We start from the raw sequence: 15,069 nt of genomic DNA on the forward strand, positions 1-15,069 counted from the left end.
TGGAGTAGAAATGGATAAGTTAAAAGAACTAATTGGTGAACAAAAAACAATTGATTTCCCCGAGTTTGCATCAGGCGATAAAATTAAAGTTCACGTTAGAGTTATTGAAGGCAACAAAGAAAGAATTCAGCCTTTTGAAGGCGATGTAATAAGCATTAGAGGAACATCGACTAACAGAACTTTTACAGTTAGAAAAATTTCAAGCGGTGTTGGAGTTGAAAGAATTTTCCCAATGAACTCACCAAAAATTGCTAAAATTGAATTGGTAAGAAAAGGTAAAGTTAGACGTGCAAAATTATATTATTTAAGAAATCTTGCCGGAAAAGCTGCTCGTATAAAATCTAAAAATATATAATCGGAATTTATTAAGTCCGGTTTTGCCGGACTTTTTTTATTTTTCTAAAATGAAGTTAATAGCTCCCAATAATATTTTTTCCTCAATATTTTATTTATCAATTGAAGAAAAAAATAAACCCGAATTAATACTTAAAGATTCTTCTTTAATTCTAAAGGAATTGAACCAACATCAAAATGCGCTAGCATTTATTCCGTCTTTGGATTTGATAAATCATAAAGAATTATTTGTCTCACAAAAATTTGTTATCGCATTTGAAGCTTACATTTCAAACACCTATTTATATTTTGCTCATGATAATTTTAATAAACTTTTACTAAAAGGCGATATTAGTTCTAATGAAGTTTTACTTTCTAAAATTATTTTTAAGGAAATTTATAACATCCAGCCGGAAATTGAATTGGATATAAATGATAAATTTCATGATAATAAAAATTATCTTGTTTCGGGGAATTTAAATTGGATTAACAATAGATATAAAATTGGAACAAGTTTTTCAGAACATATTTCAGAGTTTATTGATTTTCCTTATGTGAATTATTTATTGGTTTCAAACTCAAAATCAGAACTTGAAAAATTTCATTCGTTAAATGAGAATTTAATAAATAATATTTCAAAAAATTTTGTAGAAAATGTACAAAAAATTAATTTGGGTGAAGAAATTAATGAATTCATAATTTCAAACCAAAGTACAGTTTTTTTTGATTTTAATTCAATTGCAAATGAAAGCTTTACAGAGTTGATAAATCTTTTATATTTCAGAAAAATTATTGATGATATATTTGATGTAAAATTTGTATAGAAAACCTCCCTAAAAAAGGGAGGTTAAATGTTTAATTTATTGCAGTATGAGAAACATTTAAAACATTTGGATTTCTTCGAATTGCTTCTAACATATTATTTGTAGCCGGATCAACAAGTTTCATAGTACAAAGTGCAACTAATCCGCCATCAAAAATAATATTTTCAACTTCCTCAATATTAATATTTCCTTGTCTAAGTACATCCATAATTGAAGCTAAAACTCCGGGTTTATCATAATGTTTTACAGATAATTGATAATATGAATTTGATGATTTAGCTTTATTTACCCAATGAGCAATTGTTCCGCTTTCAATATATTGCATAATTATTTTTACGGTTTCTGCGGCAACAGCATTTTGTGCTTGCTCTGTTGATGCACCAATATGGTGCGTAACATAAACATTTTCAAGTTCTTGTAATTTGGATGAAACGGCTCCATCTTTTCCTTCCGGTTCACCGTTAAATACATCAAGACATACTTTAATATTTTTTTCTTTAACTGCTTTTATTAATGCTTCTTCATTAATAACTTCTGCACGAGAAGTATTAATTAAAATTGCACCATCTTTCATATAGCTGAACATTTTATCATCAAACATTCCTTTTGTTTGAGGCGTAACTGGAAGATGCAAAGAAATTACATCGGCTAATGGTAAAATTTGATCGAATTCAGAAAAGTCTTTATACTCAACACCTTCAATTCTCGAAATATCTTTTCCGTAAACATTCATACCTATTGCGTTGGCAATAATTGCAACTTGTTTTCCAATATTTCCCATACCAACTATTGCTAATGTTTTTCCGTTTAAACCTTTTGCTTTAGAATACTTTGCTTTATTCCATATGCCATTTCTAAAATCACTAACGTTTTCCGGAATTTGTCTATCCATTGATATCATTAATCCAATTGCTAATTCTGCAACGGCATGAGCATTTTTTCCCGGACAGTTAGCAACATAAACTCCTCTTTTATTTGCAGCAGCAACGTTAATATTATTATAACCAGCTCCGGCTCTAACAACTAAATTTAAAGATTTTGATTCAAGAATAGTTTTCTCATTTACTTTTGTTGAACGAACAACAATAATATCAACATCTTTAGCGGCTTCCGGCAAATCATTTTCACCTAATTTGGGATTGTAAATTACTTCAAGATTATTTTTTCTTAATTGTTCTAAATAAACTTCTGGTAGCGAGTCAGCTATTAAAACCTTCATATCATTTGCCTCTTAAATTATTTCATCATTGGAATTTTTATATTATTTTGTTTTGCATTATTGATTGCTCTTTCATAACCCGCATCTGAATGACGAATTATTCCCATTCCGGGATCGTAAGTTAAAACTCTATTCAATCTTTCTTCGGCTTCCTTTGTTCCATCCGCAACAATTACCATTCCGGCATGAATTGATTTACCAATTCCAACACCTCCGCCGTGATGTACTGAAACCCAACTTGCACCGCCAATTGAATTCAGTAAAGCATTTAAAATTGGCCAATCTGCAATTGCATCACTGCCATCTTTCATTGCTTCAGTTTCACGATATGGCGAAGCAACCGAACCGCAATCAAGATGATCTCTACCAATAACAATTGGAGCTTTTACTTTTTTTTCTGCAACAAGTTGATTAAATATTTTTCCCATTTTAGCTCGCTCGCCATAACCCAACCAACAAATTCTTGCGGGTAAACCTTGGAAGGCAACTTTTTCTTGTGCCATTTTAATCCATCTGATTAAAGCATTATTTTCCGGGAAAGTTTCAATAATAGCATTATCTGTTTCATAAATATCTTTTGGATCACCGGAAAGGGCAGCCCAGCGAAACGGACCTTTTCCATCGCAAAAAAGTGGACGAATATAAGCCGGCACAAATCCGGGAAAATCAAATGCATTACTTACGCCATTTTCTTTTGCTTCTCCGCGAATATTATTTCCGTAATCAAAAGTAATTGAGCCGTGTTTTTGAAATTCCAACATCGCTTCAACATGTTTTACAATTGTGTGCTTTGCTCTTTTTATATATTCTGATGGATTTTCTTTTCTTAAGATTTTTGCTTCTTCAAAACTCATTCCCATTGGAACGTAACCATTTAAAGTATCATGAGCTGAAGTTTGATCTGTTAAAATATCCGGAATAATTTTTCTTTTTAATATTTCGGGAAGAATTTCTGCCGCATTACCAACTAATCCAACAGAAATAGCTTTTTTATTTTCTTTTGAATCTAAAATAATTTTTAAAGCATCATCAAGATTTTCTGCAATTACATCTAAATATTTTGTATCAATTCTTTTTTGCAAACGTGAACGATCTACATCAATTCCTAAAAAAGCTGCGCCGTTCATTGTTGCAGCTAAAGGTTGAGCGCCGCCCATTCCGCCAATTCCGGCGGTAAGCAAAAACTTTCCTTCTAATGTTCCATTAAAATGTTGCCGAGCGCATTCCGCAAAAGTTTCATAAGTTCCTTGTAGAATTCCTTGAGTTCCAATATATATCCAACTTCCGGCTGTCATTTGTCCGTACATTGTTAAACCAAGATTTTCCAATTTTCTAAATTCTTCCCAATTTGCCCAATCCGGAACTAACATTGAATTTGAAATAATTACACGCGGAGCGTTTGTGTGAGTTTGAAAAATTCCAACTGGTTTTCCGGATTGAACTAAAAGTGTTTCATCATTTTCTAAATTTTTTAATGATTCAACAATTGCATTATAAGCATCCCAATTTCTTGCAGCTTTGCCGGAACCACCGTAAACAATTAATTCATCCGGATTTTCAGCAACATCCGGATCGAGATTATTCATCAACATTCGCAACGCAGCTTCTTGAATCCAACCTTTGCAACTTATTTTTGTTCCGGTTGGAGCTTTAATATTTTTAGTTGACATTTTAATCGGCAAAAATTGACAAAATATTATTATACTGTTTCAGCATATTTTTATAAAACCATTTTGTAAGAAACCAACCGGATTTAATTTTGGCTTCCAGATGTTTTGTATTTTCTTTAAGCTGAAAAGTTAATCTTGTTTTTTCTTCTTTGGTTAATTTTACTGTTTCACTATTTGAACTGAATTTATCAATAATAGATTTAAAAATATTTACATCTCTTGCAAATCTATCGTCAGTTTCCATTTGCTTAATAGCTTGTTTGGAAAACGTTGTTACAATTTTTTTTTGATTACTATCAAATTCAAATTCGTAATTTTTAAATAATTTTTTCATAATCTAATTTTTTAAGGAAAGTAATTTATCTCTGGTTTTTTGATAACCCGGTTTAATTATATTGTAAATATATTTTAATCTTTCTTCATGTGGAAGAAACGAAGATTTCATTGCATTGATATTAAGTTTTTCAATATCATCAAGTGTAATTCCAAATTTTTGTGTCGCGATTAAATATTCCTTTGTAAGAGTTGTATCACTCATTAATCTATCATCAGTATTTAGAAAAACTCTAAATTTTTTCTTATAAAAAATGCTGAACGGATGATTTTCCAAAACATCAACCGCACCAGTATGAACATTGCTTAAAAGACAGATTTCTAATGGCAGTCTTTTATCTAAAACATATTGAGCTAATTCACCGAGAGCAACAACTTCTCCGTTTTTATCAAGAATAACATCTTCTAATAATCTTGTTGCATGACCAATTCTATGAGCTCCGCAAAATTGAATTGCCTGCCAAATTGATTCTTTACCAAAAGCTTCGCCGGCGTGAATTGTAATATTAAAATTTTCTCTTTGAATAAATTGAAAAGCATCCAAATGATCTTTAGGCGGATAACCACCTTCTTCACCGGCAAGATCAAAACCAACTACACCTTTACTTCTATAATTAACTGCAAGCTCGGCAATTTCTAAAGATTTTTTCATATTTCTCATTCCGCATAAAATAACTCCGTAACCAACGCCAAAATCTTTTTTACCCCTTTCCAATCCATCTAAAACAGAAGTTACAACGTCATCATAATGTAGATTTTTTTCTAAGTGTAAAATTGGAGCAAATCTGGTTTCTACATAACACACGCCGTCTTTATGCATATCTTCAATCATTTCATATGCAACTCTTTCAAGAGATTCTTTGGTCTGCATTAAAGCGCAAGTATGTTCAAATCCTTGTAAATATTCAACTAAATTTCCTTTGTTTGCACCGCGATGAAACCATTCCGCAAGTTCTGCCGGATTTTTTGTAGGAAGTTTTTTATAATTTTGTTTTTCGGCAAGTTCAATAATAGTTTCCGGTCTTAATCCGCCATCGAGATGATCATGAAGTAAAACTTTAGGAACTTCTCTGATAATATTTTCAGTGGTCATATAAATCTTATTTAGTTATTTAAAAATATTCTTTTTAGAATGTAAAAGCAATTTAGGTTAAAAGTGATGCTGATAATAAATAATTATTTACGAATAAGAATTAATTAAAGCAAAATATTTAAGAATATGTTAATTTTATTTCATTAAAAAAATTATTTAATAGATAATTTTTAAGAAAAGAATTCATAATAAAAAAGAGGTTTAAATGAAGAGGACTGTAAGCATAATTTTATTATTTTCAATGGTATTGGGATTCTCCGCATTTCAATGTTCATCAACTGAATTAACAAGTGCAAAACTTTATATTCAACAGAACAATTATGATAAAGCGATGGAATCTTTAGAAAAGGAAGTTCAGAAAAATCCTAAAAGCGATGAAGGTTTTTATTTACTTGGATTCATAAATGGTGAAAAAGGAAACGTTCCAAAAATGTTGGAAAATTTTGATCAATCATTGAAAATCAGTAATAAATTTGAAAAGAATATTATTGAATCAAAAAAATATCATTGGGCTGATAATTTTAATAAAGGCGTTCAACTTTTTAATAAAGGTGCAAAAGCCGGTGATACGGATAGTGCAAAAATAATTTTTGATCAGTCAATTGAAAAATTCAACAATGCAATTGCATGCGAACCGGATTCCGCAGATACATATTTAAATTTAGCTTATGCTCATTTAAATAAAGGTGATAGAGATGCAGCAATTGTTTCGTTCAAGAAAATTGTTGATTTAACTAATAGTGCCGAATCATATGCACAGCTTGGAGAAATTTATCTTCAAAAAGGTGTAGAAATTAAAGAAGCTGGTGATAAAGAAAAAGGAATGGATTATTTTAATCAAGCAATTGGAGTTTTAGAAAAAGGCAGAAAAGAACATCCGGCAAATGGCGATATTTTATTGCTTCTTTCAAATTCATATATTGCTGCTGAAAAATTAGATGTTGCAAAAGATGCTTTCAAAGCCGGTGTGGAACAAGAACCGGAAAATAAAATTTACAGATATAATTACGGTTCATTATTGTTAAATGCTAATGAATATCCGGAAGCTGAAGTTCAGTTGAAAAAAGCTATTGAATTAGATGCAAATTATGAAAATGCTCTTTATAATTTGGCTGTAACTTATGTTAAATGGGGAGCAACAATTAGAGAAGATGCTGAAGCAAAAGAAACAAAATCTGAAGAATATAAGACAAAATTTGAAGCTGCATTACCATTACTTGAAAAATTCCTTACACTTAATGAAAAAGAAGGGGCAGTTTGGGATTTATTAGGTAAAGTTTACGCAAATCTTGGCATGGGTGCAAAATCTGAAGAAGCATTTAAGAAAGCAGATATGTACAAATAACTAATTATTTAATAATTATTAAAAAGCCCATATTTTGTCAGCTTGACAACCTATGGGCTTTTCATTTAATTGAGGCATGTAATGGAAAAAAACAACGAAAATAAAGCGCAGCAAATTAACATTGAATTAGGTGAAAAAGAAGCTGAAGGAATTTATTCCAATTTAGCAATAATTACTCATTCACCGGCAGAGTTTATTATAGATTTTACTCGTGTTGTACCTGGTGTACCTAAAGCAAAAGTACATGCAAGAATTATTACAACTCCGCAGCACGCAAAAATGTTGTTAAAAGCTTTGCAAGATAATATTTCAAAGTTTGAAAAAAGGTTTGGAGAAATTAATATTGAAGGACAATCATCTCCGCAATTTGGATTTCCTAATCTTAACAAAGATGAAAGAATAAATTAAAATAATCTAATACAAATAGATTTATTGCCGATAATAAACGAAAAAGATAGAATAAATATTGTACAAATTTTTCAAACATATTATCATGGCGCTGATTTTTAGTGCAATAAATTGGAATGCCCACTTTTCCCAATCTTTAAATTTTCAACACTATTCAACAGATAACGGTTTACCTCAAAGTACAGTTTATGATATTGTTCAAGATTCTGCCGGATTTATTTGGTTTGGAACGGAAGCCGGAATTGGCAGATTTGACGGAATTAAAGTTAAAACTTATAGTTTAGCCGAAGGTTTAGTCGGCACAAATGTTTGGTCACTTTTTATGGATAAACATGGTACGCTATGGATTGGAACAAACGACGGTTTATCACTTTTATTTGAAGATGAAATTAGAAGTTTTACAACTACAAACGGATTAAGTGATAATTTTATATGGGGAATTACAAACGATAAAGATGATAATATTTGGGTTGCAACAAGATACGGCGGTGCGTGCAAATTTGAAGGAAAAAAAATTACTCAATTTACTGAAGAAAATGGTTTTCCAAGCAATGAACTTTCAGATATAATCACAGATTCAAAAGGGAATATTTGGTTTTCTTCATCCAACAAAGGAATTATAAAATATAACGGCAAAAAATTTCAAGTATTTAATTCAAATAATGGTTTAAAAAGTAATAATGTTACAACAATTTTTGAAGATAGTGACGGACTTTTATGGATTGGTACAGATCGTGGTATTTCTACATTTAATGGAAAAAACTTTTATAATTTTTCGTCGCAAGAAGGTTTTCCGGAAGAAGAAATAAGTGTAATTCTTGAAGATGCAAACGGTAATATGTGGTTTGGTTTATATAACAATGGAATTCTAAGATACGATGGAAGAAAATTATATCGCCATGAAGGATTACAAAGTGACGAAATTAGATCCGGTTTTGTTGATAGAAGAGGCGATATTTGGTTCGGAACTTTTTTAGGCGGTGTAAGTAGATTACCGGCTGATTGGTTTGAAATTTATTCAACTTCAAATGGATTAGCCGATAGAGCAGTTTATCCAATTGCGCAAGATGAAAATGGACGAATGTATTTTGGACATTACGGAAGAGGCGTTACGGTTTTAGATAATGGATATTTCAGTAGATTAACAACAGCTTCCGGACTAATTGGCAATGATTTAAGCTCAATTTTATTTGATAATAAAAAAAATCTTTGGTTCGGAACATTATCCGGAGTGACAAAATTTGGTAAAGACAGAGTTCAATCTTTTGATCAAAATAACGGACTTAGACATGATAAAATTTTAAAAATTTTTGAAGATAGTCAAGGTTATATTTGGTTAGGTGCAGCCGAAGGAATTAGTAGATATTCTCCGCAAACTGGAAGTATAAGTGAAATTTTAACTGACATTCAAGGTTTTAAAAGGTTTGAAGTAAATGATATAATAGAAGACAACATAGGAAATATTTGGTTTGCAACACATTACAGCGGACTTTTAAAATATAATGGTAAAAATTTTCAGCAAATAGATACTGCTAACGGATTATCAATAAATAATATTTTTTCTATAATGCAAGATGAATATGGATATTTCTGGCTTGGAACAGACGGTGGCGGAATTATTCGTTATGACGGGAAAAAATTTCGAACAATAACTGAAAAGGATGGATTATCATCAAATGTATGCTATTTTATTTTAGAAGATAATCATAAACTTTATATTGGAACTCTAAACGGATTATCAATTTTAGATAACAAAAAAATCAAAGATGAAAATAAAATTAAATTTAGATATTTAACAAAAAATGAAGGAATTCCAGATAAAGAATTAAACCAAAAATCTTACTTTAAAGATAAAGACGGTTTTTTATGGTTTGGAACAATGAAAGGCCTTATTAAAATTAATCCAGATAAAGAAGCACTTGATGAAAATCCTTCTGTTTTTCTAACTAACGCAAAAGTTTCAGATGGTCAAAATGAAATTCCATTTAATCCTTTTAATCAAAATGAATTAGACTATAATCAAAATAATATTTCTTTTGAATTTTACAGCATTTCATTCGCAAAACCAGAAGAAACAATTTTTGAAATTAAATTGGAAGGTATTGAAAATAATTGGTCGGTAACTAAAGAACACACGGTAACTTACAGAGCACTTCCATCCGGAAATTATAATTTTTGGGTTAGGGCAAGAAACAGCGATAACGTAACTGGAGAAGCAAGAATTTTAAGTTCATTTACAATTTCACCTCCTTTCTATAAAACTTGGTGGTTTATAACATTGTCAATTTTAAGCATTCTCGGATTTGCTTATTACATTTATTACTACAAAACTTTACAAGTTCAAAAAAGAAATGAAGCTCTTGAAGGAATGGTCAAAAAAAGAACAAGTGAACTTGAAATTGAAAAAAATAAAAGTGATGAACTTTTGCATAATATTTTACCGGCAAGTTTGGTAAATGAATTAAAAATTAACGGAAGGGTAAAACCAAGAAAATTTACAAACGTATCAATTTTATTTACCGATTTTAAAGCTTTTACTTATACAACAAGCGTACTTCCGCCGGAAGAATTAGTAAATGAATTGAATGATATTTTTAAAAGTTTCGATAAACTAATTGATAAATATGGTTTAGAAAAGTTAAAAACTATTGGCGATTCCTATATGGCAGCATGCGGAATTCCAAATGAAATTGAAGATCATGCGGTGAGAATTGTTTATGCAGCAATTGATTTTCAAAGATTGATTAAAGATAGAAATAAAACTTCCGGAATAAAATGGGAAATGCGTTTGGGAATTCATTCGGGCAGTGTTGTTGCCGGAGTTGTTGGAACTAAGAAATTTACGTATGATATTTGGGGAGATACGGTTAATATCGCAAGCCGAATGGAAAGTTCGGGAGAACCCGGCGAAATTAATATTTCCGGCTATACTTATATGCTGGTTCGTGATCATTTTGAATGTGAATATCGCGGAAAAGTTGATACGAAAGGAAAAGGCAGCATTGATATGTATTATGTAAAAGGATTAAACAGAGAAAATATTATTCTTAAAAATAAAACTACGCAAAATACGCAAGTCCAATTTAAACATATCGGTTAAAACTACGATTATAATCAATATTACAATAATTTATTAAACGGAATTCAAAACTTGACTTCTGATATTATTCCTTTTAATTGAATATCGGTAATATTTACATCTTTGAGGACAATAATGAAATTATCAGTAAAATTTACATTTTTATTTTTACTTAACTTTTCTTATCTATTAATATATGCGCAGGATTCCAACCATGTAAATTATAGTTTGTGGTTAGAGAAACCAGTGAGCTTCGGCACAATTGATACAAAAGTTGACGAAGGTTCATTTAAAGAAGGTGAAGGATTTACAATTCCGGAAACCGTACTTCCGTCAAGTCCAATCGATTTTTCAATGTATCAAGATTTATATAATGCATTAACCGGAGGAATTTTTAGTTTAGAATATGGCGCATTAGATAATGATATAATTATGAAAATCTTTATTAGGAATTTAGAACAAAATGCTAATACATATTTAAATTTAGGCATTGATGATGATACATTATTCTCTTACTTTGAAATAAGAATTTGGGAATTGCCGGATTCTAATTTCTATCCCGAAGAAGCAAGTTATTATTTTAACGAAGGATTTCATGCAAATTTTTCTCTTCCAAAATCTGATTATTTAAAGAACTTTTTAAATCTAACCGGAATAGGAACTAATGATAGTTTAGCATTTGCATTTTTAGAAGAAGAGACAATAAATTCTAAAAAAGTTGATGATTGGAACTTAGAAGGAATTCAAACTTTTGAAACAGAAGATTCGGTAAAATTTAAAGCAATTCATCTTTCACGCATTGGCGGCGGGCGCAAACGAACAATTGTAAATCCAAATACTGATACAACTACCGGAATAAAAATAAATCAGTTGGAAGGAATTCCACAAAATTTTGAACTTTATCAAAATTATCCAAACCCATTTAATCCAAGTACAAAAATTAAATTTTCAATTCCTCAGACAAGAACAAATTTTACTTCAAATATTTTAATAAAAGTCTATGATATTCTTGGCAGAGAAATTACAACATTATTAAATGAAAGAAAACAATCTGGAAATTATGAAATAACTTTTAATTCATCTTCCTTAATCGGCAATAAAGGAATTACAAGCGGAATTTATTTTTATACAATGCAAGTTGATGATTTAAGATTTACGCGAAAAATGATTCTTACAAAATAAAATTTTAGGGCAAGTTAAATGAAACTTAAAAAAAATAGTTTACAAATATCTGCATTATTAGCAGCATTATTTTTAAATGCATGCTTTGATAAACCGGGAGAATTTGTTAGTCCAACTTGGGATGTAGATTTAAATATTCCAATTACTAAAAAAGAATTTACGTTATTAGAAATTGTTGAAAAAGATAGTTCATTTTTAAAATCTTCGCAAGATCCGGAATCTTTAGGATTAATTTATTTTGGAGATGAGCAGCCAATAAATTCAGCAAAAATAGAAAATCAAATATATTTAAATTCTTCTGTATCAAATTTTTCACAGAAACTTGGAGCATTAAAAGTAAGTATTCCAATTCCAACGGCAACAAATATTAGAGTAGAAGAGTGGGCAGAAGATGTTACAAGCGGTTCCACACAAGTGTTTCCTGAACAAGAAGGAAATGTAACAATTGATATTGAAGGTATTAAAACAGTTGAAAAAATATTTCTTGATGAAGGTGAACTTAAGTTAATTATGTTTAATAATCTCCCAGTTGATATTGTACTTCAAGGAATTATAATACGAAATAAAATTGATCAAAGTATAATTGCTGAAAGAACAAATACAATTGATAATTGGGTTAGAATTCCTAAATACCAAATTGACTCATTAAAATTTCCATTAATAAATGTTGAAGTTTCAAATCAGCTTGAATATGTAGGAACAATTTACAGTATTGGAAGCAGTGGTGTTGAAGTTGTAATTCCACAAGAATCCGGAACAACAATTTTAGCACTTTTTGATAATCTCATAATATCAGCCGCAACTGCGCCATTGCCAATTCAATATATTGAATCAACAAAATCAATTGAGTTAGATGATTCTACTTTTATTGAAACAGCCGAAATTAAAAATGGAAGCGCAAGTTTGGTTTTTAATAATAATATGGATGTAAATGCAAATGCTAAAATAACATTTGATAATTTATTGGATGCAGACAATAATAAATATTCTTTAAATGTTCCCTTACATAGAAATGAACAAAATAAAAATGTTGATATAAGCAGTATGTCCGGATGGAAAATTGTTTCTAATAATCCTGGTGAACTTACAAATCAATTAACTTATACGTATGAAATAATTACAGATTCAACTGGTGAATTATCAACAATTACAAAAAATGACAGCATTTCATTCAATTTTAGTTTTGATGAAATTGTATTGAAATCAATTACCGGAAAATTAAAACCAACTCCATTCAATATTAAAGAAAGCGGATTTAAATTAGACTTCGGTGATTTTGATAACAACTTAGATTTTCAATCGGCAATATTTAAAAATGCAAAAATATTTTTGAATTTAGGTTCGTCATCAAATCTTAAATTTAAAATAAATGGTTCAATTTCATCTTCAAACGGAAGTGCTTCAAAAGAAATAGCTTTAGAAGATATTTTATTACCATCAAATGATGGAGTTAGTGTTGATATTTCATCATTATTGAGCGGATATACAAAAGATTTGCCGGATAGTTTTAAAATGGTTGGTCGTGGAATTGTAAATCCTAATTATGAAATTGGAACAATAAATTCGGAAGATTCTCTTTTTGGTGATTTAAAATTTGAAATTCCGTTAAATGTTGGAATATCAGCCGGAACGTTTGTTGATACTATCGATATTGAACTTGGCGATCTTAATGATGATGATATTGATAATGTAAATTATGGTGAAATTACATTTAATGTTGAAAATACGATTCCGGTAAATATTTTATTTACAGCGGTAGTTCTTGATTCTAATTATAATGAAATTTTACAATTGCCAACATCGAATAATAATCTTTCGTATTTGGAAATTCCCAAACCGGTTATGTCTGAAGACGGCGAAGTTTTAAGTTCCGGAAAATCAGAACAAGTGCTTAAACTTTACAATGAAGATATAATTAAATTCATTCAAAATCCTTTGATGAAAATTATGTTTTCGTTTGATACTGCAAACACAACCGGAGAAAATGTAAAGTTTAGAACATCGAATAAAATTAATTTTAGCATAAAAGCCAAAACAAGTTTTAAAGCTGATTTTAATGAGGTAGATGAATGAAAAATTTAATAAATATTCTAACATTAACTTTAATAATTTCTTCCGGAAACTTTGCACAAGGATTTGGTTCTTATGGATCAGTTGATGCAAAAAATATTTCCTTAGCGGGAACAAATGCAATATCCGCTACGGGAGTTTATGCAATTGGAGTTAATCCCGCAAATTTAGTTTTGGAACAAGAACACTCAATAGAAATTTCAACAGTTTTACCTTTTCCAAATTTAAATATTTCTGCAGGGAATGATTTTATAACTTTAGATGATTACCAATATTATTTTACCGGCGAAGAAAACGGCTCAGGACAAATTATTGGAAAATATTTAGACGACGCAGAGAAAAATAAATTTCTCGGATTGTTTGAAAATGGATCAATGATAAATTCTAATTTTGGAACAACAATTTTTTCGGCATCAATTTATCCATCAAAAGAATTAGGAGCTTTTGCATTTTCAATACAGGATTGGGTTAGCGCAAATGTAAGTCTTCCCAAACAAATTTTTGAATTAGTTTTATTTGGCAATGAAACTGAAAAAGTTTTTGATTTGCAAGACATGGATTTGAAATCTTGGTATTTGAGAAATTATACACTTTCTTATGCTAAGGATTTATCCTTTCTATTTCCGGATGCATTTAAATCTTTCAGTGCTGGTATAACTTTAAAAATGGTTCATGGATTTTTCTATGCCGGTGTTGATGAAATAAATACAACTTTACAAACCCTGAATAATTATAATATTCAAGTAAATGGCGATTCTAAAATGTTAATGGCAGCTTCTCCCAGTTTTGGAATTAAATATGATTTTGAAGATGATGATGTAGAAAAAGAGAAAAATATTGGATTGTTTAATAAGCCAGCCGGAACTGGCTTTGGAGTAGATTTGGGTTTTCACTCTGAATTAAATAATGCTTGGTCAATAGCTTTTGCGCTTACGGATTTAGGCAGTATAAATTGGAATAAAGAAGCAATTGAATATTCTTCTTCTGCATCTTACTTATTAGAAGATATTACAGATGAAACACTTTTAGATTCTTTAGGTGAAGCAATTACCGGTGAAGGAAAATTTATAAATGAATTTTCTACAAGTCTGGCAACTGCAATGAAAATTGGTGTGGGATTGAAAGTGGATAAATTTCTAAAAGGAAATTTTCCCGGTAAATTATTAGTTGAATTTAATTATCATCAAGGATTTAACGAAATGCCGTCTAATTCATTGGAACCAAGATTTTCATTAGGCTCACAATGGTCTCCGTGGAATTGGTTTAATGTAAGAAGCGGTGTTTCAGTTGGCGGATTTGACGGATTTAATTGGGCTTTCGGACTTGGATTTAATTCCGGTTTAATTGATTTTGATTTTGCAACTTCATATGTTCATTCTTTATTTGATGGAAACAATGCGAAGAGATTAGGTTTTGCAATGTCAAGTAGATGGAAATTTTGAAAAGAAAAAGATGAAATAAAAATAATAAAACGTAGATAACACAGATTTTTTAGGATATTCGTAGATTTAAA

The 15,069-nt window shown here is 30.1% G+C and carries 12 protein-coding genes; 8 read left to right on the forward strand and 4 right to left on the reverse strand.

Features of this window, described 5'->3' with window-relative positions:
* Positions 1-10: 10 nt before the first annotated feature.
* Complete coding sequence (rplS, locus tag IPH62_11400; protein ID MBK7105878.1) at positions 11-355, forward strand: 50S ribosomal protein L19; 345 nt, start codon at positions 11-13, stop codon at positions 353-355.
* 49 nt (positions 356-404) lie between these two features.
* The gene (locus IPH62_11405; GenBank protein MBK7105879.1) at positions 405-1,157 is read left to right on the forward strand and encodes a hypothetical protein; all 753 of its coding nucleotides are present in this window, start codon (positions 405-407) and stop codon (positions 1,155-1,157) included.
* A 31-nt stretch (positions 1,158-1,188) separates the two neighbouring features.
* Here IPH62_11405 and IPH62_11410 read toward each other — a convergent pair whose 3' ends face one another.
* From IPH62_11410 to IPH62_11425, 4 genes are all read right to left on the reverse strand, one after another.
* Complete coding sequence (locus IPH62_11410; GenBank protein MBK7105880.1) at positions 1,189-2,376, reverse strand: phosphoglycerate dehydrogenase; 1,188 nt, start codon at positions 2,374-2,376, stop codon at positions 1,189-1,191.
* A gap of 17 nt (positions 2,377-2,393) precedes the next feature.
* Positions 2,394-4,046, reverse strand: a complete 1,653-nt coding sequence (gene hutU / locus IPH62_11415) for a urocanate hydratase (protein MBK7105881.1) — start codon at positions 4,044-4,046, stop codon at positions 2,394-2,396.
* Position 4,047: 1 nt separating this feature from the next.
* On the reverse strand, positions 4,048-4,290 hold the full coding sequence (locus IPH62_11420; GenBank protein MBK7105882.1) for a hypothetical protein: 243 nt from the start codon (positions 4,288-4,290) through the stop codon (positions 4,048-4,050).
* Positions 4,291-4,383: 93 nt separating this feature from the next.
* Positions 4,384-5,472, reverse strand: a complete 1,089-nt coding sequence (locus tag IPH62_11425; GenBank protein ID MBK7105883.1) for an adenosine deaminase — start codon at positions 5,470-5,472, stop codon at positions 4,384-4,386.
* A 205-nt stretch (positions 5,473-5,677) separates the two neighbouring features.
* Here IPH62_11425 and IPH62_11430 point away from each other — a divergent pair, with 205 nt between their 5' ends.
* The 6 genes from IPH62_11430 (at position 5,678) to IPH62_11455 (ending at position 14,998) form a co-directional block, all read left to right on the forward strand.
* Entirely contained in the window at positions 5,678-6,817 is a 1,140-nt protein-coding gene (locus IPH62_11430) for a tetratricopeptide repeat protein (GenBank protein ID MBK7105884.1), read from the forward strand.
* An 81-nt stretch (positions 6,818-6,898) separates the two neighbouring features.
* A complete protein-coding gene (locus IPH62_11435; protein ID MBK7105885.1) occupies positions 6,899-7,225 on the forward strand; it encodes a DUF3467 domain-containing protein in 327 nt (108 codons plus the stop codon).
* 58 nt (positions 7,226-7,283) lie between these two features.
* Positions 7,284-10,325: a hypothetical protein gene (locus IPH62_11440; GenBank protein ID MBK7105886.1), complete on the forward strand. Its 3,042-nt coding sequence runs from the start codon at positions 7,284-7,286 to the stop codon at positions 10,323-10,325.
* 114 nt (positions 10,326-10,439) lie between these two features.
* Entirely contained in the window at positions 10,440-11,486 is a 1,047-nt protein-coding gene (locus tag IPH62_11445; GenBank protein MBK7105887.1) for a T9SS type A sorting domain-containing protein, read from the forward strand.
* An 18-nt stretch (positions 11,487-11,504) separates the two neighbouring features.
* Positions 11,505-13,559, forward strand: a complete 2,055-nt coding sequence (locus IPH62_11450; GenBank protein ID MBK7105888.1) for a hypothetical protein — start codon at positions 11,505-11,507, stop codon at positions 13,557-13,559.
* Positions 13,556-14,998 carry a hypothetical protein gene (locus tag IPH62_11455; protein ID MBK7105889.1) on the forward strand — a complete coding sequence of 481 codons (1,443 nt, stop codon included), beginning with the start codon at positions 13,556-13,558 and terminating at the stop codon, positions 14,996-14,998. Before IPH62_11450 ends, IPH62_11455 begins: the two co-directional genes overlap by 4 nt.
* Positions 14,999-15,069: the final 71 nt, after the last annotated feature.

Source organism: Ignavibacteriota bacterium, from assembly GCA_016708125.1.
Taxonomy (GTDB): Bacteria; Bacteroidota; Ignavibacteria; order Ignavibacteriales; family Melioribacteraceae.